This is a genomic window from Mycobacterium deserti (genome assembly GCF_025345615.1).
Lineage (GTDB): Bacteria > Actinomycetota > Actinomycetes > Mycobacteriales > Mycobacteriaceae > Mycobacterium > Mycobacterium deserti.
The window spans coordinates 182,668-206,470 of the sequence record NZ_JAODWD010000006.1; the positions used below are offsets into that span (position 1 = coordinate 182,668).

The 23,803-nt window shown below is 68.0% G+C and carries 25 protein-coding genes and 1 pseudogene; 17 read left to right on the plus strand and 9 right to left on the minus strand.

Annotation, left to right across the window (positions count from 1 at the left end; translation table 11 throughout):
- The first annotated feature begins 72 nt into the window (after positions 1-72).
- Both N4S67_RS23625 and N4S67_RS23630 read left to right on the plus strand, forming a co-directional pair.
- The gene (locus tag N4S67_RS23625) at positions 73-1,023 is read left to right on the plus strand and encodes an oxygenase MpaB family protein (RefSeq protein ID WP_260995468.1); all 951 of its coding nucleotides are present in this window, start codon (positions 73-75) and stop codon (positions 1,021-1,023) included.
- 13 nt (positions 1,024-1,036) lie between these two features.
- Complete coding sequence (locus N4S67_RS23630) at positions 1,037-1,618, plus strand: TetR/AcrR family transcriptional regulator (RefSeq protein WP_260995469.1); 582 nt, start codon at positions 1,037-1,039, stop codon at positions 1,616-1,618.
- A gap of 6 nt (positions 1,619-1,624) precedes the next feature.
- Here N4S67_RS23630 and N4S67_RS23635 read toward each other — a convergent pair whose 3' ends face one another.
- Positions 1,625-2,197, minus strand: a complete 573-nt coding sequence (locus tag N4S67_RS23635; RefSeq protein ID WP_260995805.1) for an XRE family transcriptional regulator — start codon at positions 2,195-2,197, stop codon at positions 1,625-1,627.
- 103 nt (positions 2,198-2,300) lie between these two features.
- On the opposite strand from N4S67_RS23635, the gene N4S67_RS23640 reads away from it, so the two are divergent.
- Both N4S67_RS23640 and N4S67_RS23645 read left to right on the plus strand, forming a co-directional pair.
- Positions 2,301-3,221 (plus strand): hypothetical protein, encoded by a 921-nt coding sequence (locus N4S67_RS23640; protein ID WP_260995470.1) that lies wholly within the window; start codon positions 2,301-2,303, stop codon positions 3,219-3,221.
- A gap of 47 nt (positions 3,222-3,268) precedes the next feature.
- Entirely contained in the window at positions 3,269-3,433 is a 165-nt protein-coding gene (locus N4S67_RS23645; protein ID WP_260995471.1) for a DUF7218 family protein, read from the plus strand.
- A gap of 54 nt (positions 3,434-3,487) precedes the next feature.
- On the opposite strand, the gene N4S67_RS23650 is transcribed toward N4S67_RS23645, so the two are convergent.
- Genes N4S67_RS23650 through N4S67_RS23660 form a run of 3 tightly spaced genes read right to left on the minus strand, consistent with a single transcriptional unit; the run spans position 3,488 to position 6,123 of the window.
- On the minus strand, positions 3,488-3,712 hold the full coding sequence (locus N4S67_RS23650) for a hypothetical protein (protein ID WP_260995472.1): 225 nt from the start codon (positions 3,710-3,712) through the stop codon (positions 3,488-3,490).
- A gap of 22 nt (positions 3,713-3,734) precedes the next feature.
- On the minus strand, positions 3,735-5,198 hold the full coding sequence (locus tag N4S67_RS23655) for a protein adenylyltransferase SelO (protein ID WP_260995473.1): 1,464 nt from the start codon (positions 5,196-5,198) through the stop codon (positions 3,735-3,737).
- Positions 5,199-5,208: 10 nt separating this feature from the next.
- Positions 5,209-6,123, minus strand: a complete 915-nt coding sequence (locus N4S67_RS23660) for an LLM class flavin-dependent oxidoreductase (protein ID WP_260995474.1) — start codon at positions 6,121-6,123, stop codon at positions 5,209-5,211.
- Positions 6,124-6,330: 207 nt separating this feature from the next.
- On the opposite strand from N4S67_RS23660, the gene N4S67_RS23665 reads away from it, so the two are divergent.
- From N4S67_RS23665 to N4S67_RS23695, 7 genes are all read left to right on the plus strand, one after another.
- Positions 6,331-7,224 (plus strand): mycobacterial-type methylenetetrahydrofolate reductase, encoded by an 894-nt coding sequence (locus N4S67_RS23665; RefSeq protein WP_260995475.1) that lies wholly within the window; start codon positions 6,331-6,333, stop codon positions 7,222-7,224.
- Between the two features lie 5 nt (positions 7,225-7,229).
- Positions 7,230-11,129 (plus strand): ATP-dependent RNA helicase HrpA, encoded by a 3,900-nt coding sequence (gene hrpA, locus N4S67_RS23670; RefSeq protein WP_260995476.1) that lies wholly within the window; start codon positions 7,230-7,232, stop codon positions 11,127-11,129.
- A 127-nt stretch (positions 11,130-11,256) separates the two neighbouring features.
- Positions 11,257-12,042 carry a SigB/SigF/SigG family RNA polymerase sigma factor gene (locus tag N4S67_RS23675; RefSeq protein ID WP_260995477.1) on the plus strand — a complete coding sequence of 262 codons (786 nt, stop codon included), beginning with the start codon at positions 11,257-11,259 and terminating at the stop codon, positions 12,040-12,042.
- Between the two features lie 37 nt (positions 12,043-12,079).
- A complete protein-coding gene (locus N4S67_RS23680; protein WP_260995478.1) occupies positions 12,080-12,871 on the plus strand; it encodes a glutaminyl-peptide cyclotransferase in 792 nt (263 codons plus the stop codon).
- A gap of 33 nt (positions 12,872-12,904) precedes the next feature.
- Positions 12,905-13,885 carry a tocopherol cyclase family protein gene (locus tag N4S67_RS23685; protein WP_260995479.1) on the plus strand — a complete coding sequence of 327 codons (981 nt, stop codon included), beginning with the start codon at positions 12,905-12,907 and terminating at the stop codon, positions 13,883-13,885.
- 21 nt (positions 13,886-13,906) lie between these two features.
- The gene (locus tag N4S67_RS23690; protein WP_260995480.1) at positions 13,907-15,016 is read left to right on the plus strand and encodes an FAD-dependent oxidoreductase; all 1,110 of its coding nucleotides are present in this window, start codon (positions 13,907-13,909) and stop codon (positions 15,014-15,016) included.
- A 37-nt stretch (positions 15,017-15,053) separates the two neighbouring features.
- Positions 15,054-15,479: a PPOX class F420-dependent oxidoreductase gene (locus N4S67_RS23695; RefSeq protein ID WP_260995806.1), complete on the plus strand. Its 426-nt coding sequence runs from the start codon at positions 15,054-15,056 to the stop codon at positions 15,477-15,479.
- Here the strand turns inward: N4S67_RS23695 and lipE are convergent.
- The 4 genes from lipE to N4S67_RS23715 form a co-directional block, all read right to left on the minus strand.
- On the minus strand, positions 15,409-16,716 hold the full coding sequence (gene lipE, locus N4S67_RS23700) for a lipase LipE (RefSeq protein ID WP_260995481.1): 1,308 nt from the start codon (positions 16,714-16,716) through the stop codon (positions 15,409-15,411). The two genes, N4S67_RS23695 and lipE, sit on opposite strands and share 71 nt — an antisense overlap.
- Complete coding sequence (locus tag N4S67_RS23705; RefSeq protein WP_260995482.1) at positions 16,713-17,195, minus strand: peroxynitrite isomerase; 483 nt, start codon at positions 17,193-17,195, stop codon at positions 16,713-16,715. Before N4S67_RS23705 ends, lipE begins: the two co-directional genes overlap by 4 nt.
- Before the next feature lie 20 nt (positions 17,196-17,215).
- Positions 17,216-17,644 (minus strand): hypothetical protein, encoded by a 429-nt coding sequence (locus N4S67_RS23710; RefSeq protein WP_260995483.1) that lies wholly within the window; start codon positions 17,642-17,644, stop codon positions 17,216-17,218.
- 92 nt (positions 17,645-17,736) lie between these two features.
- On the minus strand, positions 17,737-18,138 hold the full coding sequence (locus N4S67_RS23715; protein ID WP_260995484.1) for a heme-binding protein: 402 nt from the start codon (positions 18,136-18,138) through the stop codon (positions 17,737-17,739).
- 292 nt (positions 18,139-18,430) lie between these two features.
- Between N4S67_RS23715 and N4S67_RS23720 the strand changes: the two genes are divergently transcribed.
- The 6 genes from N4S67_RS23720 to N4S67_RS23745 all read left to right on the plus strand — a co-directional run bounded on the left by N4S67_RS23720 (position 18,431) and on the right by N4S67_RS23745 (position 23,540).
- A complete protein-coding gene (locus N4S67_RS23720) occupies positions 18,431-18,838 on the plus strand; it encodes a VOC family protein (RefSeq protein WP_260995485.1) in 408 nt (135 codons plus the stop codon).
- Entirely contained in the window at positions 18,835-19,671 is an 837-nt protein-coding gene (locus N4S67_RS23725; RefSeq protein WP_260995486.1) for a rhomboid family intramembrane serine protease, read from the plus strand. Before N4S67_RS23720 ends, N4S67_RS23725 begins: the two co-directional genes overlap by 4 nt.
- Before the next feature lie 67 nt (positions 19,672-19,738).
- Positions 19,739-20,215 carry a GtrA family protein gene (locus tag N4S67_RS23730; protein ID WP_260995487.1) on the plus strand — a complete coding sequence of 159 codons (477 nt, stop codon included), beginning with the start codon at positions 19,739-19,741 and terminating at the stop codon, positions 20,213-20,215.
- 16 nt (positions 20,216-20,231) lie between these two features.
- Positions 20,232-20,432, plus strand: coding sequence for a hypothetical protein (locus N4S67_RS23735; protein ID WP_260995488.1), 201 nt, complete (start codon positions 20,232-20,234; stop codon positions 20,430-20,432).
- Positions 20,433-20,457: 25 nt separating this feature from the next.
- Entirely contained in the window at positions 20,458-21,189 is a 732-nt protein-coding gene (locus N4S67_RS23740; protein WP_260995489.1) for a beta-phosphoglucomutase family hydrolase, read from the plus strand.
- Positions 21,186-23,540, plus strand: coding sequence for a glycoside hydrolase family 65 protein (locus N4S67_RS23745; protein WP_260995490.1), 2,355 nt, complete (start codon positions 21,186-21,188; stop codon positions 23,538-23,540). The genes N4S67_RS23740 and N4S67_RS23745 overlap by 4 nt, the downstream gene beginning before the upstream one ends.
- A 71-nt stretch (positions 23,541-23,611) precedes the next feature.
- Here N4S67_RS23745 and N4S67_RS23750 read toward each other — a convergent pair.
- Positions 23,612-23,795, minus strand: a pseudogene (locus tag N4S67_RS23750) (KUP/HAK/KT family potassium transporter); the annotation flags it as partial.
- Between the last annotated feature and the right edge of the window lie 8 nt (positions 23,796-23,803).

The following is a 23,803-nucleotide window of genomic DNA, read 5'->3' on the forward strand; positions in this document are numbered from 1 at the left end:
TTCCCCAGACAACCATTGACATGTTGACACAAACACATAGTCTTTGTGTCAACATTGGCGGTGGGAGGCATCATGGTCGCAGTCCTCGAACCAGAGCAACGGACCTCCGTCCGACCCTGGGTCATGGCCGAATTCCGTAAGCACAGCGGCAGCAACCTTGGCGGGTTCTTCGGCGCGGCGGCCTTCGACGAGGTGGCTCTGGTGCCAGTCGCCGCAGCCGTCGACAGGACGGGCCGATTCGCCGACAACTTCGTCGATCGTGGTGTGCGCAGCGGATTTTCAGCATTTCTCGCGATCTGGGGTGACGCCGAGGACCGCGCGGCCGAGGGGGCGCGGCTCAAGCGCCTGCATCGCGACGTTCGTGGCCGGGGTAGCGGCGACTTCGCCGACGTGCGCTACAGCGCACTGGACCCACAGTTGTGGAACTGGATCGCTGTCAGCGGACTCTTCCTGGTGCTGAACTCGTTCACCCCGTGCACCGGAATCACGATGACGGATGCCGAGCATGAAGCCGCCTACGCGCAGTTGCTCGACGCGTTCGGTTCGCTGGAGCTACCCGGCAAGAGCGCCAAACTGCCCGCGACCTACGCCGATGCCGTGGACTACTACGAGTCGATGGTGCGCACTGAACTGCAGGCGAACCCGTTTCTGCAGCGTGTCACCACCAACCTGACCCGTCTTCCGCTGCCGACGTTGCTTCTGCCTGCGACGCTGCGGCGGGTGCTCGACCCGCCATGGCGGGTGCTGCGGCCGGTGGCCGGACGCGTCGTCAAGGTGTGCTCGTTCGGCATCCTGCACCCGGACATTCGGAACATGACGGGGTTCCGATGGGAGGCGCGCCACGACCGCGAGTTCGAGATCTACTGCCGGCTGCTGCAGGTGGCGTGGCGGGTGTTGCCGGACAAGCTGCTGTTGATTCCGTTGGCGCGTAACCGCATTGAATACGAGAAGCTGGTGAGACTGCACAGGTCCGTTGCGCTCGAGTCGTTCGCACCGCCCGGCGGCGGTTGTCCCCTCGGCTGACTACGGTAGATCGATGCGACGCACCAGCGCCAGCCGTCCGGAGCAGGAGACGGCCATCCTGAAAGCCGCCGCCGAAGAGGTCGCGCTGGTCGGAGTCGGCCGGCTGAGCATGGACGTCGTTGCCCGGCAGGCCGGCGTCAGCCGCAGCACGCTCTATCGCCGGTTCCCCAGTCGCGATGCGCTGGTCACCGAATTAGCCCGTCAGACATTCGATTTCGCGATGGCACGCCTGCAAACCGTCTCGGTCGACGCGGGCCCGGAAGAGGCCGCGGTCGCGGCGTTCCGCGAGGGGGTGCGCCTGCTCACCGGCGAGCCGGTGATGCGCAGGTTCCTCCAATTGGACGGTGACTTCACCGCGACCAGCGGCATGTTCGACGAGGCCCGGCTCTTTCTGAGCAGCGCGTCGACGGCAATGGCCAAGGCGCTGCGCGCGGCGGGCGCGACGATGCCGGACAAGGATCTGCTCGCGGTCGCCGAAGTGCACATCCGGTTGGCGGCGTCGCTGGTCCAGGTGACCACTGCGGTGCTCGACGTCAACGACGATGACGCCGTCACGGCGTACGCCCGTTCGTATCTGGCGCCACTCGTTTCGTGAGCCGGCTCAGCCGGAATGCTGCGTCAACGGCTGCTCCCAGCCGTTGACCATCTGCTCCGGTGCGTCGGGCTCGTGGGGTTCGTCGTGCGGCTCATCGGCGGGGCGAAGGTGTTCGGTGCCGGGCACCCCGCCGAGCGCGGCGATGAGTTCCCTGACCTTCGCAGCTTCCTCTTCGGTCGGAATCTCGCCGGCTTCGAGGTCGTCGATCAGGTCGGGGCGCAGCCCGGCGCCGTTGGCGACTTCCGCCGCGGTCAACTTCGCCTCGATGCGCGCGGCGTACAACTGTTGACCCAGACTCGCCCCCGGCGCTGCTGCGGCGCGGGCCATCAACGAGTCGTAGCGCCGTCGAACGTCGCTGAGCGCCACGATCACCGAGGACGTCGACCTGTTGCGGCTTGCTGCCTCGGTGAGTCCGGACCGGAGCTTGCGCAGACCGGAGAGTACGACGTCGGCGCGCTTGTGGAACTTCTTGTCCTCGGGGAACGGCAGCGCGTCGATGGCGGCGGTGTACATGTGCATCGCGGCATCGGAAAGACTGACGATGACGGACGATTCACCTTCCTGCGGCGCATGTTCCATCGGTCCTCGATTCTCGCTGGGGTTCGCGACGAGGTTAGCGTCAATGGCGGGCATGCACACGCCCCTTAGAGTTCGTCGGGGCAAGCAAGACGGGAGGCCGAGGATGACCGAATTGGCGCAGTCCCACGCCGCCGCCGAACGGAAGTCCCCGGGTAGCGACTACCTCCCGCCGCCCGCCGGTGAAATGTCGAGTGGCGGACAGCGCCCGCGCGGCGGAGTCGGTGTGTGGCGGGTGGGCGTCGGGGTCGCCGGCGCCGTCACGGGTCTGGGTCTGATCGCGTGGTTCGTCTTCTTCGGCCCCGGCGACTCCGGCGCCAGGTCGGAGTGGTTCTTCGGCGGGGCAGTGCTCGTCGCGGTGCTGGTGTCGATGTGGCAGACCCACGTCGTTCTTCGGCAGTCGCGCCGGGACGCGGCCGACGCCGCGAAGCGGATGCGTCGTGAACTCGCTCAGGCGCAGGAGCGCTCGGCTCGCGAGTTGGCGCTCGCGCGCTCCATTCACGAGGCGGAGATGGATGCGCAGCGTCAGCTGGCGCGCGCCGAGTTGGTGGCACAGGCGGAGTTGGCGCGCGTCGAGCGCGTTCACCTGCTCGCGCAGCAGCAGCGGTTGGCGATGATCGAGGTGTCGCGAGCGGTCAACGCCCACACCCAGGCGTTGGCGGCGCTGTGGAACCAGGGCGCCACCGTGTTGCGCATCGAGGACCGCGAGGCGCGCGAACGGGCGATGAGCCCGATCTTCGAGCAGATCAGCCAAGTCGTGAAGGATTTCTCCGTCGAGCTGGCCAACGCCCATCTGCTCATCGAGGACGACCGCCTCAGCCGGGCGTTGACCCGGGTCAACGAAGCCGTCCTGGCGGCCATGCACGTCGCCGAAGATGTGCACGTCGCGGTGGTGGACGGGCACGCGCCGGATCCGGCGGCGGTATCCGCGGCGCAGAAGCTCATGCACGAGCGGGCGGCTGAAGCGCGCCGTTTGGCCTGGAGTCTGCTGCGCGCCGGGCTCGACGAGGCGGCCGCTGATAGCTGAATCGGCCAAGCGGGTACTCCACACAGACGGAGTCCGAGGAGGAAACAATGGCCAAGGATCACGGTTCCAGCGTCAAGAACGACAAGCAATACGAGGGCCTGCGGAAAAAGGGCATGAGCAAGCAGCGCGCAGCGGCAATCTCCAACTCGCCGGGCGCCTCCAAGCGCGGCGGCAAGAATTCCGGCAAGGGCGGCAAGAAGTCCGGTTCCTAGAACGGCGCGGCGAGATGTCGCAGCCGGTCCGATGCTGCGCCTGAATTGCCGTCTCTACGGGTGAGACGGCGCCGGCGGGGCGGCGGCAACGCACAGTCCGGTCTGCGAGTCGAGGACTTTGCCTGGAATGCAGAACGACGAACAGCCGTAGATGACGCCCGTTTGCCCCGGAGGGCAGCAGCAGTTGCCGGGCTGCGCCGCGGCGATGGCCGGTGAAACCAGTGTTCCCAGGGCCGCCGCTGTGAACGCCGCCGCCGCAAACCTTCGCACTCGGGTCATGTACCTGAGTGTATGCCCGGCACTACGTTCCGCAGAAGGTTCGGTAGGTACCGAAATCATCCGGCGCCGGTTGGGCGTACCTCTCCAGCCCCGGCCGTTCGTCGTAGGGCGCGGCGAGCACCGCAAGAAGTTGCTGTAGCGGGCCGAGATCGCCGGCGGTCGCGGCCTTCAACGCCTCCTCGACGAGGTGGTTACGCGGGATGTACACCGGGTTGGCGCGGTCCATCGCGTCGCCGTCGGGATCGAGGGCACGCCAGCGCGCCAACCAGTCGTCGAACGCGGCGAGGTCGACGAATTCGCCGCGGGCCGGCTCGAGGTCACCGCGAGCGGCGCTGCCGAGGCGGCGGAAGAACGACGTGAAGTCGACGCGGCTCTGCTGCAACTGTGCGAAGAGGTCCTCGACCAGCGCCATGACGGCATCGTTGTCGGCCGCACCGCGAAGGCCCAGCTTGGCGCGCATGCCGTCCGACAACGCCGCCGCGTAGCGCGCCGGAAACCCCCGCAGCGATTCCTCCGCGATCGCCACCGCGCGGTCCTGCTCGTCGGCGAACAACGGCAGCAGTGTCTCGGCGAAGCGGGCGAGGTTCCACACCGCGATCGACGGCTGGTTGCCGTAGGCGTAGCGGCCCCAGGAGTCGATCGAGCTGAACACCGTGGCCGGGTCGTAGGCCTCCATGAAGGCGCACGGGCCGTAGTCGATGGTCTCGCCGGAGATGGTCATGTTGTCGGTGTTCATCACGCCGTGCACAAACCCCACCGACATCCACTGCGCGATCAGCGTGGCCTGCACTGCCGACACTGATTCGAACAAGGCGAGGTACGGCTGCTCGGCCCTCGCAGCAGTGGGGTGATGCCGCGCAATCGCATGGTCGGCAAGGCGGCGCAGCAGATCGAGATCACCGCTGGCGGCCGCGTACTGAAAGCTGCCGACCCGCAGATGGCTGCTCGCGACGCGGGCCAGTACGGCGCCGGGCAGCAGTGTCTCGCGCGCCACCTGGCGGCCCGTCGCGACCACGGCCAGTGACCGGGTGGTGGGGATGCCCAAGGCATGCATCCCCTCGCTGACGATGTACTCGCGCAGCATCGGCCCGACCGCGGCGAGACCGTCGCCGCCGCGCGAGAAGGGACTGGCGCCGGAGCCCTTGAGGTGAATGTCGCGAGCAGCGCCGGAAGCGTCGGTGAGCTCGCCGAGCAGCAGCGCCCGCCCGTCGCCCAGCCGCGGCACGAAACCGCCGAACTGGTGCCCGGAGTAAGCCTGCGCCACCGGGTTGGCGCCGCCGGGAACCAGGTTGCCGGTCAGGAAGCGGACACCGTCTGGCTCTCGCAGCCACTGGGCGTCCAATCCGAGTTCGCCCGCCAACCGCTCATTGAGCACCAGCAGTTGCGGGTCGGGAGTCTCTTCGGCCTTCCATTGAACCGCCATCTCGGGCAGTTCACGGGCGAACCGGTCATCCAGGACGAGGGTCGTTGCGGGGGAGGTGCTCACCCCATCCAGACTACGACGCGGTCTTCGCCGGAACGGATCCGCGAAGGGCCGGGATCACCTCCGTCGCCAGGTGCTCGAATTCGCTGCGGCGTTCCTTGGGCGGCAGGTCGAACACGAACTCGGTCATGCCGATGGCCCCGAACTGCTCGACCACCTGCTCGAGTGTGGCGCCGCCGGTCCAGATGTCGTACGGGCCGAACGGGGTGAACGAGCGCCGCAGCGACAGGGGGTCCCGCCCGGCCGCCCGACACAATTCGTCGAGCTTGGCGTTCTGGCGCGCCGTCACCTCCAGGATCTCGACGGGGTCGTCGACGATCGGGCCGATGGTGTTCCAGACGTCGGCGCGCTCGGCACTGACCCGCAGCACCGTGGGCGACTGCCCGCCCGTCATCAACGTGGGGCGAGGCCGCTGCACGGAGCCGGGCACTGTCGCGACGTCGCGGGCCTGCAGCCAATCGCCGTCATGAGTGAACGGTTCGCCGTCGCCACGCAGAATGCCGTCGAGGATCGCCACGTAATCGGCGAACCGGCCGGCTCGCTCCTTCGGCGACCACGGCTGCTCACCGACGGCGTGATGGTCCCAGTCGAACAGGCCCGCTCCGATGCCCAGGTCCAGGCGCCCGCCGGACAGGTGGTCGACGGTCAGCGCCTGGCGCGCCAGGGTGGCCGCAGGCCGAAGGATGGGATTGCTGACCAGCGTGCCGATGCGGATGCGCTCGGTGGCCGCGGCGCCCAACGGCAGCACGCTCCAGCCGTCGAACCAGGGCCGGCTGCGGTCTCGAAGATCCGAGCTGTGGTCGGGCACCAGCACCTGATCGAAGCCGAGATCCTCGAGCCAGCGGAACTGCCGCGGCAGGTCCAAAAGGCCGTCGTCGGGATACAAGAGCACACCGAATTTCAGCGGCGTGCGGTCCTGGATGGGCATGTCGTCAACGCTATGAGCCGACGCGGGAATCACAAGTAGGCACAAAAAAGTGCGCTACTTACCAAAAGGTGAGGGTCCAGGGGCCCCGCGACGATTTAGGGGCGACCAGGTTACCTCTGTATCGTGAGGCTTTCCCGGCCGCGCGGACCGTGGTCAACGTCGACCTGCCGTGGCCGGACAGAATCACATGATCAGGAGCAGTATCCCGTGAGCCTCAACACCATCGCCCTGGAGCTGGTGCCGCCGAACGTGGAACGCGGCCGCGAGCAGGCGCTGGAGGAAGCGCGCAAGGTGCTGGAGTGCTCCGCAGAGGCCGGTCTCGAGGGCCGCATCCGGCACGTGATGATTCCCGGCATGATCGAAGAGGACGACGACCGTCCCATCGAGATGAAGCCGAAGATGGACGTCCTCGACTTCTGGTCGATCATCAAGCCCGAGCTTTCCGGCGTGTACGGACTGTGCACGCAGGTGACCGCCTTCCTCGACGAGGCCGCGCTACGTCAGCGGATGACCGCTCTGAGCGCTGCCGGCTTCGACGGCATCGCATTCGTCGGCGTGCCGCGCACGATGAGCGACGGTGAAGGCTCCGGCGTCGCGCCGACCGACGCACTCTCGCTCTTCGACGGGTTGGTGCCCAACCGGGGGGCGATCCTGATCCCGACCCGTGACGGCGAGCGCGGACGGTTCACCTTCAAATGCGACCGGGGCGCCACCTACGGCATGACCCAGCTGCTGTATTCGGACGCGATCGTCGGGTTCCTGCGCGACTTCGCCGAGACCACCGACCATCGCCCCGAGATCCTGTTGTCGTTCGGCTTCGTCCCGAAGGTCGAGAGCAAGGTCGGGCTGATCAACTGGCTGATCCAGGACCCGGGCAACGCCGCGGTCGCAGAGGAACAGGAGTTCGTCAAGCAGCTGGCGGCCACCGAACCGACCGAGAAGCGCAAATTGATGGTCGAGCTGTACAAGCGGGTCATCGACGGTGTGGGCGAGCTCGGCTTTCCGCTGAGCATTCATCTCGAAGCCACTTACGGGGTGTCCACTCCGGCGTTCGCGACGTTCGCGGAGATGCTCGACTACTGGTCGCCCGACAAGCACTGAGCGGCGTGTCCGAACCGTCAGCCGCCGATGAGCGCTTGCGTGACGAGGAGAAACACGAACTCCGCAAGCGTCTGGACGGACTGACTGTCCGTGACGCCGCCCGGCTCGGCCGTCGGCTCAGGAGTTCGCGCGGAGCCGAGCAGCTCGCCAAGCTCGCCGAACAGGTCAGCGCCGCCGAGGCTCTGGTGGCCACCCGAATCGCCGCCGTCCCGGCCATCACGTATCCGGACCTGCCGGTCAGCGAGCGACGCGACCAGATCGCCGAGGCCATCAACGCGCATCAGGTCGTGATCGTCGCCGGCGAGACCGGTTCGGGCAAGACCACCCAGCTGCCCAAGATCTGCCTGGAACTCGGCCGCGGCATTCGGGGAACCATCGGCCACACGCAGCCCCGCCGCCTCGCGGCACGCACGGTGGCTCAACGCATCGCCGACGAAGTGGGCACCCCCCTGGGCGAAACGATCGGTTACACAGTACGTTTCACCGACCAGGTCAGCGACCGCACCCTGGTCAAGCTGATGACCGACGGCATCTTGCTCGCGGAGATTCAACGCGATCGCCGCCTGCTGCGCTATGACACGCTGATCCTCGACGAGGCCCACGAACGCAGCCTCAACATCGACTTCCTTCTCGGCTACCTGCGCGAACTGCTGCCGCGACGACCGGAGCTGAAGGTGATCGTCACGTCGGCGACCATCGAACCCGAACGCTTCGCCGCCCACTTCGGGAGCGCGCCGATCGTCGAAGTGTCCGGGCGCACCTACCCGGTCGAAATCCGTTACCGCCCACTGGAAGTGGCCGTCGCGACCACCGACGTCGACGACCCCGACGATCCGGACCACGACGTCATCCGCACCGAGATGCGTGATCAGACCGAGGCTGTCGTCGACGCCGTCAACGAGCTGGCTGCTGAACCGCCGGGAGACGTGCTGGTGTTCCTGTCCGGAGAACGCGAGATCCGGGACACCGCAGAGGCTTTACGCGACCTGAAGAACACCGAGGTGTTGCCGCTGTACGCGCGCCTGCCCACAGCCGAACAGCAGCGGGTGTTCGCGCCGCACACGGGCCGGCGGGTCGTGCTCGCCACCAACGTCGCCGAGACATCGTTGACCGTGCCCGGTGTCCGGTACGTCGTCGATCCCGGGACGGCGCGCATCTCGCGCTACAGCCGGCGGACGAAGGTGCAGCGCCTGCCGATCGAGCCGATCTCACAGGCGTCGGCCGCGCAGCGGGCGGGCCGCTCAGGGCGGGTCGCGCCGGGGGTGTGCATCCGGCTGTACTCCGAAGAGGATTTCTCATCGCGCCCGCGCTACACCGATCCCGAGATCCTGCGGACCAACCTGGCGGCGGTGATCCTGCAGATGGCCGCACTGCAACTCGGCGACATCGAGAGCTTTCCGTTTCTCGACCCGCCGGATGCGCGCAGTATCCGCGACGGAGTTCAGCTGCTGCAGGAACTCGGCGCCTTCGACCGCGACGGCGCGATCACCGACGTCGGTCGTCGTCTCGCCCGGCTGCCGGTCGATCCGCGGCTGGGCCGGATGATCCTGCAGGCCGACGTGGAGGGCTGCGTCCGCGAGGTGCTGGTGCTCGCCGCGGCCTTGTCGATCCCCGACCCGCGTGAACGCCCCACCGATAAGGAGGAGGCGGCGCGCCAGAGTCATGCGCGCTTCGCCGACGAGCACTCCGACTTCATGTCCTACCTGAACCTGTGGCGCTATCTGCGAGAACAGCGAAAGGAGTTGTCAGGTAACGCCTTCCGGCGGATGTGTCGTGACGAATTCCTGCACTACCTGCGCATCCGCGAGTGGCAGGACCTCGTCGGGCAGCTGCGTAGCATCGCCCGCGACATCGGCATCAAAGAGTCCGACGAGCCCGCCGAACCCGGGTCTATTCACAGCGCGATGCTGGCAGGGTTGTTGTCCCACATCGGTCTTCGCGATCGGGATACGCGCGAATTCGTCGGCGCGCGCAACACCAGGTTCGTGCTCGCGCCGGGCTCGGTGCTGACGAGACGTCCCCCGCACTGGGTGGTGGTCGCCGAACTGGTCGAGACCAGCAGGCTCTACGGGCGCATCGCGGCGCGCGTCGCGCCCGAGGCCGTCGAGCGCGTCGCGGGACACCTCGTCCAGCGCACCTACAGCGAGCCGCATTGGGACGCGCAGCGCGGTGCGGTGATGGCCTACGAGCGGGTCACGTTGTATGGCCTGTCGTTGGTGGCGCGCAGGCGCGTCGGATACGCGCAGGTCGATCCGGTCGTCGCGCGGGAACTGTTCATCCGCCACGCGTTGGTCGAAGGCGACTGGCAGACGCGGCACCACTTCTTCCGCGACAACGCCCGCCTGCGCCGGGAGCTCGAAGAGCTGGAGGAGAAGGCCCGCCGCCGAGACCTTCTGGTCGACGACGACACCGTCTTCGCGTTCTACGACGCGCGAGTGCCGGCAGAAGTCGTGTCCGCCAGACACTTCGACGCGTGGTGGAAGAAGCAGCGGCACAAGACGCCGGACCTGCTGACATTGACCCGTGACGATCTGCTGCGGGCCGATGACGATGTCGAGCGGCCCGACTCCTGGTCGGCGGGCGACGTGTCGTTGCCCCTGTCCTACCGCTTCGAGCCGGGCGCCGAGGACGACGGCGTCACCGTGCATGTGCCCGTCGAGGTGCTGGCGCGGCTCGGCGGTGACGAATTCGCCTGGCAGGTACCGGCGATGCGCGAAGAACTCATCACCGCACTCATCCGCTCCCTGCCGAAGGATCTGCGGCGCAACTTCGTTCCCGCACCCGACACCGCACGCGCCGTCCTGGCCGCACTCGAACCGGGCGAGGACCCACTCCTGGTCGCCCTGCAACGCGAACTGCACCGCCTCACCCGGATTCTCGTGCCCCTCGACGCCTTCGACCTCGACAAGCTGCCCGCGCACCTGCAGGTGACGTTCGCAGTGGAGTCGAAGGACGGCACGGTACTGGCCCGCGGTAAGAATCTGGAGGCGCTGCAAGGAGCACTGGCCGCATCGTCACGCCGGGCGGTCGCCGACGCGGTGGCCGGTGAGCTGGAACGCACCGGGTTACGCACGTGGCCCGACGACCTCGACGAGCTGCCGCGCACGGTGCAGCGTGGTTCGGTACGGGGATTCCCCGCGCTGGTCGACGCGGGCGCCGCCGTGGACATCCGGGTGCTGCCCACCGAATCGGAGCAGGCGGACGCGATGGCGATCGGCACCCGCCGGCTGCTGCGGCTCTCGGTGCCGTCCCCGGTGAAGGCGATCGAGAGAAGCCTCGATCCGCGTACCCGGCTGCGGCTCGGCACAAATCCCGACGGCTCACTGCAGGCGTTGCTGGACGACTGCGCGGACGCGGCGGTGGATGCGTTGGTGAGGGCGCCGGCGTGGACCCGCGTCGACTTCGGCACGCTGCGCGACACCGTCGCCAGCCAACTGGTCCCCACCACACAGGTGCTCGTCGGTCGCGTCGAGAAGGTGCTGACCGCAGCGCACGAGGTCGACGTCATGCTGCCCGCGACGCCGCCGCCGGCGCAGGCCGACGCGATCGCCGACATCCGTGCCCAGCTCGGTCGGCTCCTGCCTCCGGGCTTCGTCACCAGGACCGGCGCGAGCCACCTTGCCGACCTCACCCGCTACCTCGCCGCAATCGGCAGGCGGATCGAGCGGCTGCCGCACGGCGTCGGCGCCGACCGCGACCGGATGCAGCGCGTACACGCGGTCGAAGACGCCTACGACGACCTCGTCGGCGCCTTGTCGCCGGTCCGTGCCGGCGGTGCCGACGTCCGCGCCATCGCGAGGATGATCGAGGAGTTACGCGTCAGCCTGTGGGCACAGCAGCTCGGCACCTCGCGCCCTGTCAGCGAACAGCGGATCTACCGCGCGCTCGACGCCGTACGCCCCTGACGGGTCTCTGCGCGACGGTTGTGGCCGATTAGCGAAGCACCATCGTCCGATCTGCGAAGACTCCTCCGCCCGACACCTTCTCCGAACGTTCGTTTGGGTACTCCCTTGCCAGCGCGAAGGAGGCCCGTTGACAACCGCGACAACCGCCACACTCGAACGCCGGGACTACGGCGACGTGCTTGAAATGTTCCGCGAACTGTCGCAGTCACCCTTGGGATCGAACGACTACCTCCGTCGGCGGGAGCGGATCATCCGGCACTGTCTGCCACTTGCCGAGCACATCGCACGCCGTTACGGCGGCAGGGGGGAGCCCCACGACGACCTGCTGCAGACGGCCCGCCTCGGTCTGCTGAACGCGGTCGAACGATTCGACTGCGAATCGGGCAGCGACTTCCTGGCCTTCGCGGTGCCGACGATCATGGGCGAGGTCAAACGGTATTTCCGCGACAACGGGTGGTCGGTGCACGTGCCGCGTCGCCTCAAGGAGGGCCGCGCCGCCGTGACGGCCGCGACGGCCGAACTGAGCCAGCGACTGAACCGGGCGCCGACACCGTCGGAGCTCGCGCGCGAGCTCGGTGTCGAACGGTCCGAGGTCGTCGAGGGGCTGATCGCCGCGCAGTGCTATCAGACCCGCTCGCTGGATGCGCCGGCCGCGGGGGCGGGGTCGGAGGACGGGATGTCGGTGTGCGACCGGCTCGGCGCGGTCGATCCCGGCATGGACGTCGTCGAGTTCCGCGAGGCGGTCCGGCCGTTGATCGCCGCTCTTCCGCAACGCGAGCGCGACATCATCGTCATGCGGTTCTTCGAGGGAATGACCCAGACGCAGATCGCCCATCGACTCGGCGTCTCGCAGATGCACATCTCACGGCTTCTGGCCAAGACTCTCGGGCAATTGCGCGCCGGCCTGGATTGACCGGCGCGCGACCCGCTACATGCGGTATTCATGACGCGTGAAACTCGGTCGGTCGGTGATAGCCGTTGGCGTGCTCGCGCTGGCGTTGGTGGCGTGCGGCACCGGTGCCCCAACCGCGCACACCGACCCCACGGCCGGTCCCGTGCCCGTGATCAAACCGGTGGTACTGGCCGAGATTCCGCATGACACAACGGCTTTCACGCAAGGCCTGGAGCTCGACGGGCCGACGCTGTACGAGGGCACCGGACTGGCGGGTGCGTCGCAGCTGCGCGAGTTGGACCCGGCCACCGGCGCGGTGCGCCGCGCCGCGCCGGTGCCCGGGAACTATTTCGGCGAGGGCATCACCGTCGTCGACGACCGGGTCTGGCAGCTGACGTGGCAGAACGGCGTCGCTGTCGAATGGGACAAGGCCTTGTTCACGCCGGTTCGGGAGGTACCGCTCGACGGCGAAGGCTGGGGCCTCTGCCGCGACGGGGACCGGATGGTCCGCAGCGACGGCACCGACCGGCTGCGGTTCCACGACGCCACGACGTTCGCCGAAACCGGCACCGTTTCCGTCACCCGCGACGGGCAGCCGGTCCGGTTTCTCAACGAACTCGAGTGCGTCGACGGGCAGGTCTGGGCCAACGTCTGGCAGACGGACACGATCGTGCGGATCGATCCCGGCACCGGCGTGGTGAACACCGTCGTCGACGCCTCGGGCCTGCCGCGCCCGGGAGACCCGGGGCACCGGCAGGTGCTCAACGGCATCGCGCACATCGACGGCCAGGAGTTTCTGCTCACGGGCAAGAACTGGCCGTCGATGTTCCGGGTGCGCCTCGACGCCTGAGCGCGCGGCGTTTACCGCGCGCGCCGATCGTCAATGCCAGGGGCGATGACCTCGATGCTGCGCCGACTCTCAGTCGTGTACCGCCGCACCGGCGCCGACCTGCCGTTCAGCGACCCGCTGGCGTCGCACGGCACCGAGATGGAGGGCTGGTTCTGGCGTCTCACCGACGCGGCGACGGGCCGGGTGGTGGTGGCGCTGTTCAGTGTGAACCGACACCCGGACGGGGATTGGGCGACGGTCGCGGTGGCCCTGCACCCCGGTGGGCGGGTATACGCCGCGGCGCTCGACGGGGCGCGCGCCCGCGGCGAGCCTTTCGAGCTGACGGCGGGATCGGGTGCGTTCGCGGCCACCTATGACCGCCTCCATATCGAATTGGACGGCACCTGTGTCGACCTCCGCTTCGCCGACCCGGTCACGTGGCCCAAAGCCCTCGCAGGCGGCGGCGTTGCGTCGGCCATTCCGTTCCTCAACCAGTACTGGCATCCATACCGGCTGGGCGGCGCCGCGACCGGTGTCGTCGAATCTGAGGACGGCCGTTGGCATTTCGAGCGCGCCAAGCTCTACACCGAGCGCAACTGGGGTGCGGGTTTTCCGCAGCGGTGGTGGTGGGGGCAGGCCCACGATTTCGGCGACGCGGACGTGTCGGTCGCGTTCTCCGGCGGACTACTGGCCCTCGGCCCGGTCAAGAGCGATGCCGCGGGCGTCGTGGTGCGACTGGGTGAGCGCGTGATCCGCATGACGCCGCCGACGGCCTGGGTGCGGTCGCAGGCCGGCGATCAGCGGTGGACGATGAAGGCGACCTCGCTGCGCTATCACGTCGAGTTGACCGGCGACGGCACTCATCTGGAGCCACACGCGCTGCCGGTGCCGCTGCCGGCGCAGCGCCGCAACGTCGACACCGACTTCGAACATCTGGCGGGGCGGTTGCGTTGCGTCGTCAGAGAGTTCGGCCGGGTGGTGTTCGACGGGCGCTCGGGGCTCGCCGGCCTGGAAGTCGGCAGCCTTCCCGACTGAGGCGACCGTTAGGGTGACCGGATGAACCGCCCCCGCGTGGTCGTCGCAGGACTCGGCGACAGCGGCGTACTGACCGCGATCAAGCTCGCGCGACAGGCCGACGTGGTCGGCATCTCCGCCAAGCCGGGGCTGCTCAGCGGCCAGGAACTCGGCATGCGCCTGGCCCGCCCGAACGACTGGGCCCGCTACAACTGGATCACGTTCGACCGGTTCAACGGCCTCGACCGCGTCCGCACCGTCCATGGCACCCTCACCGGCGTCGACCTGGCCGCGCGCAAGGTGTTCCTGCGGCGCGGGGACGGCGCCGCCGACGCCGAACCCTATGACGCGCTCGTTCTTTCGACCGGAGTCACGAACGGGTTCTGGCGGCAACCGTTCTTGCAGTCAGCCGACGAGATAACCACCGACCTCGCCGACGCGCACCGTCGGCTGGCCGCGGCGGCTTCGGTGATCGTCGTCGGCGGGGGCGCGGCCGCGGTCAGCGGCGCCGCCAACCTGGCCAAGACGTGGCCTGCCACCCGCGTCGACCTGTACTTCCCCGGCGAACGGGCGCTGGTGCACCACCACGTCCGGGTGTGGGAGCGGGTGCGTGGCCGGCTGGTCGACCTCGGTGTCGGGCTGCACGCCGGACACCGCGCGGTCATCCCCGACGGATTCGCGTGTGACGCCATCACATCGGAGCCTGTCGAGTGGAGCACCGGCCAGTCGCCTGCGACGGCGGACGCGGTGCTGTGGGCAATCGGCCGGGTTCGCCCCAACACCGACTGGTTGCCGCCGGAACTGCTCGACGAGCACGGTTTCGTCCGCGTCACTCCGGAGTTGCGGGTGCCCGGCCAACCGGGCGTGTTCGCGATCGGCGACGTGGCGGCCACCGATCCGCTGCGCTCCTCGGCCCGCAACCGCGCCGACGGACTGCTCGCCCGCAACATCCGCGCGGACTTCGCGGGCAAACCGCTGCGTCCCTACCGCCCTGCGACTCGCCGCTGGGGTTCGGTGCTCGGGCCACAGCCCGAGGGTCTCGAGGTGTTCGGACCCGGCGGGCAGGCGTACCGCTTCCCCGGCTGGTCGATCGACCGGGTGCTGATGCCCTGGATCGTCTGGCGTGGCTTCTACCGCGGCGTCCGGCCATGAGGGAATGGCGCGCTGCGCCGCGGAGTTGCGCAGCGATATGAGCACCTTCGATCCGCGCACCCTGCTGGCCGACGCCCGCCTCGGCGTCCTCGCCACGATCAAGGCCAACGGCGTGCCGCAGTTGTCCCCGGTGACGCCGTACTACGACCGCGATGCCGACGTCATCTATGTGTCGATGACCGACGGCAGGGCCAAGACCGCGAACCTGCGCCGAGACCCGCGTGCCGCCCTCGAAGTCACCAGCGACGACGGGTGGGCATGGGCCACCGCCGAGGGGCCGGTGACGTTGACCGGTCCCGGCGCCGACCCGCACGGCGCGGAGGTCGAGGCGCTCGTGAACTACTACCGGCGTGCGGCAGGCGAGCACCCGGACTGGGACGAGTACCGGTCGGTCATGGTGTCCGATCGCCGGGTGCTGATGACCCTGACCGTCGAGCGCGTGTACGGCGAGAGGATCCGCTGATCTCCACGCGCGGGAACTCGGCGTTGATCCGGCTCAGCAGGCGCGGATAGCGGTCGGCTTCGCGGTGCCTGCCCGGTTTCCCGCTGCTGACCACCGCGACCGACAAGGCGCGCTGCGGGTCGGCCCACACCGCGATGTCGGTCAGTCCGGTGTGGCCGAAGGCGCCGTCGGCGTTCTTGCCGAACGGTCCGAACCGCTTAGACCCCAGCATGTAGCCGGTGCCCCAGCGCATCGGCATCAGACCCGTGGCGATATCGGGGCGCAACCGCCTTGCCTCCTTGGTCGCGCCGCGCAACGTCTCGGGTGACATCACCCGCACTCCGTCGAGTTCGCCCCCACGGGTGAGGATTTCGGCAAAGCGGGACAGTTCGTCGGCATTCGAGACGGTGTTCGACGACGGGATGACGCCGGTGAGGAACTGCGGCGTGTTCGAGAACGGGATGATCTGTTGCGGGGTACCGCCGACCGCGGTCTTGAAGGCCTTGGCGATCGGGGCAGGCAGCGGCTGGCCGGTGACATGACTGGGCGCGACTGACGGAACATCTTCCGCGGCAACGCCGTAATTCGTCCAGCGGAACGCCAGCGGCTCGAGGATCTCCTCGGCCAGGATGTCTCGGATGTTGCGGCCCGCTGCCGCGGAGATGATCTCGCGCATCAGAGGACCCCACGTCACGCCGTGGTACATGTGGACCAGACCGGGCGGGTAGACCGGCTTGAGCTTGCCGAGCATGTCGCGGGCGTAGTCGCTGTCGTCCATCCGTTTCAGGTCCGGCCTCGGCCCGGTGGCGAACGGAATGCCCGCACTGTGGGTGATCACGTGCCGGATCGTGGTGCGGTCCTTGCCGTGGCTGGTGTAGCTGGGCAGGTACTCGCAGACCCGGTCGTCGAGCGAGAACACGCCGCGCTCAACCAGCATGTGCGCCACGGTCGTGGTGATGGCCTTGGCTGCGGAGTACACGCAGAACGGGGTATCGGTGCGGACTTCGACCTTCTCGGCGTCCGGCGGATCGGCGGGACCGTTGCCCCACGCATGGCCGATCGCTCGGTTGAGCACGACCTCGCCCCGGTGGCGCAGGGACACCTGGATCGCCGGATGCATGCCGGCCGCGTACCAGTGCCGCGCGGCGTCCCAGATCCTGTCGATCGACGCCGGGTCGACGTCGGAGTGATTCTCTGCGCCGACGTCGGTCACGGAGTCGAGGTCGGCGGGCACGCGGATTCTGCCGTCCGCAGTCACGCTTGCCTCCGCAGCGTGGCGGTGAGGTGCCGCTGCAGCGGCTGCCCCACCGCACCCATGTCCACCGTGTAGGTCAATTCATCGCCGTCGACGCGGATCGAACGGCTTAGCGCCGTGACCTCTTTCGCAGACGCGGCGCGGCCGATCGACGTCGTCGTCAGCTCCATCACCATGGCGCTTCCGCTGATCTGCAGCGTCCCCTCCTCGATCTCGGTGACGCCGGTCGGGTGCGCCAGGATCCACTCGACGCGACCGGCCGACGGCACTCGCAGGTATCCGGTCTCGCTGTGCATCGGTCGGCCGTCGCCCTCGGCCCTGGTCCGTTGGCCGTATGCCAGAAACGGCTTGCCCACGTGCGCGAAGCTGATCTCCTCGAGATAGCCGAACGGCGCAATCGTCGGATACGTGCCTGCGCCGGAGCCCGACCACGCTCCCAGTAGCGGGGCGAGCACTGCAACGTCAGGATGCAGGTCGGCCACGGCCTTCAGCGTACGACCGGTCAGCGAGGGGGGCCCGACAGGATTCCCTTACCGATAAACGACCCGAGCTGACCGAGCAGGTCACCCGGGCCCGGCTGCGGCGGCGGTGGTGCGTCGGTCCGCTGCCACGGCTGGCAGTCATTGGTCGTGAACGCCGTGTCGGTCGCCTCGATCTGGATGACCTGCGGCTTCTTCGTCAGCCCGTTGTCGACCATCTCTTCGCCGTTGACCCGCTTCCAGTAGCACGCGCTGCCCTCGATCGGCCCCGCGGACGAATACGTGCCCGGGACGAGTTGCGTGCCGACCTGATAGGTGCCGTCGGCATCGATCGACGTCGCCGGCGCTGGAGCAGGCGGTGGCGCAGGCGCGGGCTGCGCCGACGCGCCAGGGGCGGCCCACACCGCGAGAAGCACGGCCGCAGCGACGGCAGCGGGTCTCGACGGGCTCATAGAAAGGCAGTCTAAGCGCTTGGGCCCGGCGACGAAAAAACCCGCCGCCACAGCGAGGGCTGCGGCGGCGGGCTTGATTCGTGCGAGCTGGGTCAGCCGGCCATGAACTCGTCATAGGCCGACGCCAGCTCCGGCGGCAGCGCCTGCACGTTGCATTCGCGCTGCACGTCGCCGATCGGTGCCAGGATGCCCCGCAGGTCGTAGTACTCCTGCGGATTGGCGTTGAAATAACCGCGCAGCGTGGCGGACGCCTGCGGACGCGGCTGGCTGAACGCCGCCGTGACGGCCTGGTTGGCGCCGGGGTGGGCGTCCAGGTACGAGCGTGCCGAACCGGTCACCTCGCTGACCGTGCCCGAGACCGCACTTGCGCTGCACCCCACGGGTGCGGCCGCTGCGGTCGGCGCTGCGATAGTAGCTACCCCGAATCCCCCGAGAAGGCCCGCGGCGCAGATGCCGGCCACACTTCGGCGCGCAGTGATACCACTGAATTTCATGCTTGATTGTCCTTTGAATAGTGACTGGATTGTTGATCCCCCGTCCCTGAAAACCACGGTACCCACCTGAATCGGAGCAAATCCCCGACGACGGAGGACGGAAGACGCCGACGGCCGGTGTTACATCGGCGCGGGGTGACGTTGGCCTCAATAAGTGCCGATTTCGATAAGCGCGCGACCAGACCAGCCGGGTGATTTTGAAAACTCTCATAATTCGCTGGAATCGCTTAATTGATCGTGATGTGGATGGTGACCGAATTGTTATGCGGCGGCCGAACCTAAGGTGGGTGTCGTGAAGCTGGACTTGCTGACCCCGAACATCGAGATCGGGCTCGTCACCACCAACCTCGACGCGATGGTCACGTTCTACGAAGGTTTTCTCGAACTCGTGCCGCAGGGCGAAATCGACTTCGAGGGCGGCTCGCAACGGCGCTACTCGCTGGGCAGCAGCGTCCTGAAACTGGTGACCTACGCACCTCCACCACCGGAGCCGGTCGCCGTAGGGGGCGGCCGCGCGCAGGCGGGACTGCGGTACTTCACCATCGGTGTCAACGGCCTTCGGGCCGTCGCGGACGCCTTCGGGGCGTCCGACTACGACGTCGTCGAACCGCTGACCGAGTTCGCTCCGGTGCCGGGCATGGGCTGGATGTTCGTCGCCGATCCCGACGGCAACTGGATCGAATTGTTCGGCACGCTGTGACCACCCCGCCGCAGGCGCCCGCCTGCTACCGGCATCCTGACCGCGCGACGTACGTCCGCTGCACCCGGTGCAACCGTTTCATCTGCGGCGAGTGCATGCGCGCCGCATCAGTCGGTCACCAGTGCGCGGAGTGTGTCAGCGAGGGCGCGAAGACGATCCGTCGGCCACGGAACCAGTTCGGCGCCCCACTGACCTCGACCACGCCGGTGGTCACCTATGTGCTGATCGCACTGAACCTCCTGATGTTCGCGGCCCAGACCGTGGTGCCTGGATTCGAGAACGCGTTCGAGCTGCGATCGCTCGACGTGGCCGACGGGGAGGTGCACCGGCTGTTGACGTCGGCGTTCCTGCACTACGGCCCGCTGCACCTGCTGTTCAACATGTGGGCGCTCTACGTGGTGGGCCCGCCGCTGGAGGTGGCGCTGGGCCGGTTGCGCTACACGGCCCTGTATCTGCTGAGCGCGTTGGGGGGCTCGGTGCTGGTGTATCTGCTCAGCCCGCTCGGAGCGTCGACAGCCGGTGCGTCGGGCGCGGTGTTCGGTCTGTTCGGCGCGGCGTTCGTGGTGGGTAAGCGGCTCAATGTCGACGTGCGCTGGATCGTGGGCCTCGTCGCGATCAACCTGGTCATCACAGTCGTCGTCCCCGGCATCAGCTGGCAGGGCCACATCGGCGGGCTGATCACCGGCGCCGCCGTCGCCGCGGCCTACGCGTACGCGCCGCGCAACGCACGCACCGCTGTGCAGGTCGGCGCCACCGTGGCGGCCCTTGCGGTGTTCGCGGTGTTGATCTGGTGGCGCACCGCGATTCTGCTGTCGGCCGTTCCCTTCGCCTGACCCGACACGCGCCGAGAGTTCGCCGACTGCTCATGTGCCGGACATCCGGCCGTGTCAGCGTGGGCATGTGCGGGCCGACGAATCGACGCCCAACCGCACAGGTGCGGTGCAGCGGTTCCACCGGTTCTGCGAGCAAGTGGTCGCCCGCCTTCCGCTGGGACTGAATTCCGTTGTCGCGCCCACCTTTCTGGGCTTCTGTCTGATCAACAGCTTCACGTTCGGCGTCGATCTGGTGCTGCTCACCGCGATGCACGGCTGGCTCGGAATCGCGCTGCCCGTCGCCGTGACGGTGGCCTACGCGTGCGCATTCGCATTGAGCTACGTGTTGAACCGGATATTCAACTTCCGGTCGCACGCGCCGGTCGGCCCGCAGTTCGGGGTCTACGTGGTGGTCGTGGTCGTCAACTACCTGGCGTTCATCCTCGGGGTGTCGAACCTGCTGGCGGCGGTCGGCGTGGAATACCGCATCGCGCGCCTGCTGGCCGGTGCGTGTGAGGCGGTGTACATGTACAGCGCGATGCGGTGGGTGGTGTTCCGCGGTTAATGGGTAACCACTGCGGATGGCTGCTGAAGAGACGGAGTCGGTGCCGCCCGAGCAGATCGAGGACGGCGACGTCATCTGCGACCAACTCGGCAAGCGGTGGCTGACGGTCAGCGAGATCACCGTCGACGACAATCACGTGTTCGCGTTCTACGGGGGCGGTCCCGACGACCGCATGGCGTTCGAGGAGAGCGAACTCGTGCGCCGCAGGTCCCACTAGCGACTCGAGGAAAGGACCCTCGCCTGTGCTCGGGTTGCCCGATGACATCCGTGCCTGCCTGTTCGACCTCGACGGTGTGCTCACCGACACGGCGAGCGTGCACCGCACCGCATGGAAGGCGATGTTCGACGACTATCTGCGCACGCGCGAGGAACCGTTCGTGCCGTTCGACGTCGGCGCGGACTATCAGACCTACGTCGACGGCAAGAAGCGCGAGGACGGCGTCCGCGCGTTCCTGACGAGTCGCCACATCGAACTGCCCGAGGGCGGCCCCGACGACGCACCGAGTGCGCAGACGGTGCACGGGCTCGGCAATCGCAAGAACGAACTGTTCCACCGCACACTGCGCGACGACGGAGTGAAGGTGTTCGAGGGCTCGCGGCGCTACCTCGAAGCGGTCACCGAGGCCCGGCTGGCGGTGGCCGTCGTGTCCTCGAGCTCGAACACCGGCGAAGTCCTCCAGATCACCGGACTCGACAAGTACGTGCAGGTGCGTGTCGACGGCGTCACCATGCGCGAGGAGGGCATCGACGGCAAGCCGGCCCCGGACTCGTTCCTGCGTGCCGCCCAACTTCTCGACGTCACCGCGGCGCAGGCCGCGGTCTACGAGGACGCGCTCGCCGGGGTGGCGGCCGGGCGGGCCGGAGACTTCGGCATCGTCATCGGCGTCGACCGGGTTGGCCAGGCGGACGAGTTGCGCCGGAGCGGCGCCGACGTCGTGGTCACAGACCTGGCGGAGCTGCTGGACGCCCGATGATCACCGACGACGTATTTCCGATCGAACCTTGGCGCATCCACGAAACCCGACTCGATGTCGACCTGCTTTCGCAGTCAGAGTCGATCTTCGCGCTGTCCAACGGGCATATCGGCCTGCGGGGCAACCTCGACGAGGGTGAGCCGCACGGCACCCCGGGGACCTACCTGAACGGTTTCTATGAGACACGCCCCCTGCCCTACGCGGAGGGGGGATTCTCCTATCCGGAAGACGGCCAGTCGGTGGTCAACGTCACCAACGGCAAGCTCGTGCGCCTGCTCGTCGACGACGAGCCGTTCGATGTCCGCTACGGACAGGTGGCCCAGCACGAACGGATCCTCGACATGCGTGCCGGAACCCTTGTCCGCGAGGCAGTCTGGACGTCCCCAGCGGGAAAAAGCATCCGCGTGCGATCCACCCGAATGGTCTCGCTGTCGCATCGCGGAGTGGCCGCCATCGAGTACGTCGTAGAGGCGCTTGACGATTTCGTCCGCGTCACAGTGCAATCCGAGCTCGTCGCCAACGAGGACGAGCCGGAGCGCTCGGGCGACCCGCGGGTCGCGGCCATGCTGAAGAATCCGCTTGAGTCGGTGTGCCACGAGAACACCGAGACGGGCGCCCTGCTGCTGCACCGGACGAAAGCCAGCGGACTGATGATGGCCGCAGGCATGGAGCACGACGTCGACGTCCCCGGCCGAGTCGAGGTGCACACCGAGGCTGGTCAGGATCTGGCCCGCACCACCGTCATCTGCGGCCTGCGGCCCGGCCAGAAACTGCGCGTGGTGAAGTACCTGGGCTACGGCTGGTCGAGCCTGCGATCGCGACCCGCGCTGCGCGATCAGGTCGCCGCGGCGATCGCCGGTGCGCGTTACACAGGCTGGGACGGACTGCTCGAGGAGCAGCGGCTATACCTCGACGAGTTCTGGGACAGCGCCGACGTCGAGGTGGACGGCGACCCGGATTGCCAACAGGCTGTTCGCTTCGCGCTCTTTCACGTCCTGCAGGCCAGCGCTCGCGCCGAGCGCCGCGCCATCCCCGGCAAGGGACTCACCGGCAGCGGCTATGACGGGCATGCGTTTTGGGACACCGAGGGATTCGTGCTGCCGGTGCTGACCTACACGATGCCGCACGCGGCGGCCGACGCGCTGCGCTGGCGGGCGTCGACCCTGGACATGGCGCGCTCCCGCGCTGCCGAACTCGACCTGGCCGGCGCGAGCTTCCCGTGGCGCACCATCCACGGGGAGGAATGCTCGGCGTACTGGCCCGCGGGCACGGCCGCATGGCATGTGAACGCCGACATAGCGATGGCGTTCGAGCGCTATCGCATTGTGACAGGCGATGATTCACTGGAAACCGAATGCGGACTCGCGGTGCTTGTCGAAACCGCCAGGCTGTGGCTGTCTCTCGGCCACCACGACCGCCACGGTGTCTGGCATCTCGACGGAGTGACCGGCCCCGACGAGTACACCGCGATCGTCCGCGACAACGTTTTCACCAACCTGATGGCGGCACACAATCTGATCACCGCCGCCGACGCGTGCGTCCGCCACCCCGAGGCCGCGCGGTCGATGGGTGTCAGCACCGAGGAGATGGCGGCATGGCGGGACGCGGCCGCGGCGGCCAACATCCCCTACGACGAGGAACTCGGTGTTCACCAGCAATGCGAGGGCTTCACCACCCGGCGCGAATGGAACTTCACGACGAACACCGCCTATCCGCTGCTGATTCACGAACCGTATGTGCGCCTCTATCCCGCGCAGGTCATCAAGCAGGCCGACCTGGTGCTGGCGATGCACTGGCAGAGTCACGCGTTCACACCCGAGCAGATGGCTCGCAACATCGACTACTACGAGCGCCGCACCACACGTGACTCGTCACTGTCGGCGTGCACACAGGCGGTGATGTGCGCGGCGGTCGGACATCTCGAACTCGCCCACGACTACGCGTATGAGGCCGCCCTGATCGACCTGCGCGACCTGCACAAGAACACGCGAGACGGGCTGCACATGGCGTCGCTGGGTGGGGCGTGGGCGGCACTGGTGGCCGGCTTCGGTGGGCTGCGCGACGACGAAGGCGTGCTCGCCCTTGACCCGCAGTTGCCCGACGGGATCACTCGCATGCGATTTCGGCTGCGGTGGCGCAACTTTCGGCTGACTGTCACGGCCACTCACGACGAGGTCACCTACACCCTGCGTGACGGACCCGATGCGGAGCTTTCCATTATTCACGCCGGCGAGCGGATGAAGCTCACGACCAGTTCGCCGACGACCGTTCGGGTGCGCCGACGCAAGCCGATGCTTGCCCCGCCGAAGCAGCCGCCCGGTCGAGAGCCGCTGCGGCGACACCTGACCTGAGCGCTGAAATCACATCTCGATGCGGGAACCGATGATCACCGTTCGGTCGAGCGGAAGGCCGAAGTGCGCGCCATCACGGACCAGAAATCAGCGACACGACCCCGTAGACATGGGCGCCGACACCGGAACGGGATGCGGGTCACCGGGTTGAACACCGTCGCGAGCGTGTAGATGGGACTGGGTTCCGATGTCGCCGAACACCACACCGAGGGCGCCCACCACCACCGCCGGCCGCACCGAGGAACGTGTCTGCACGCAAGAAT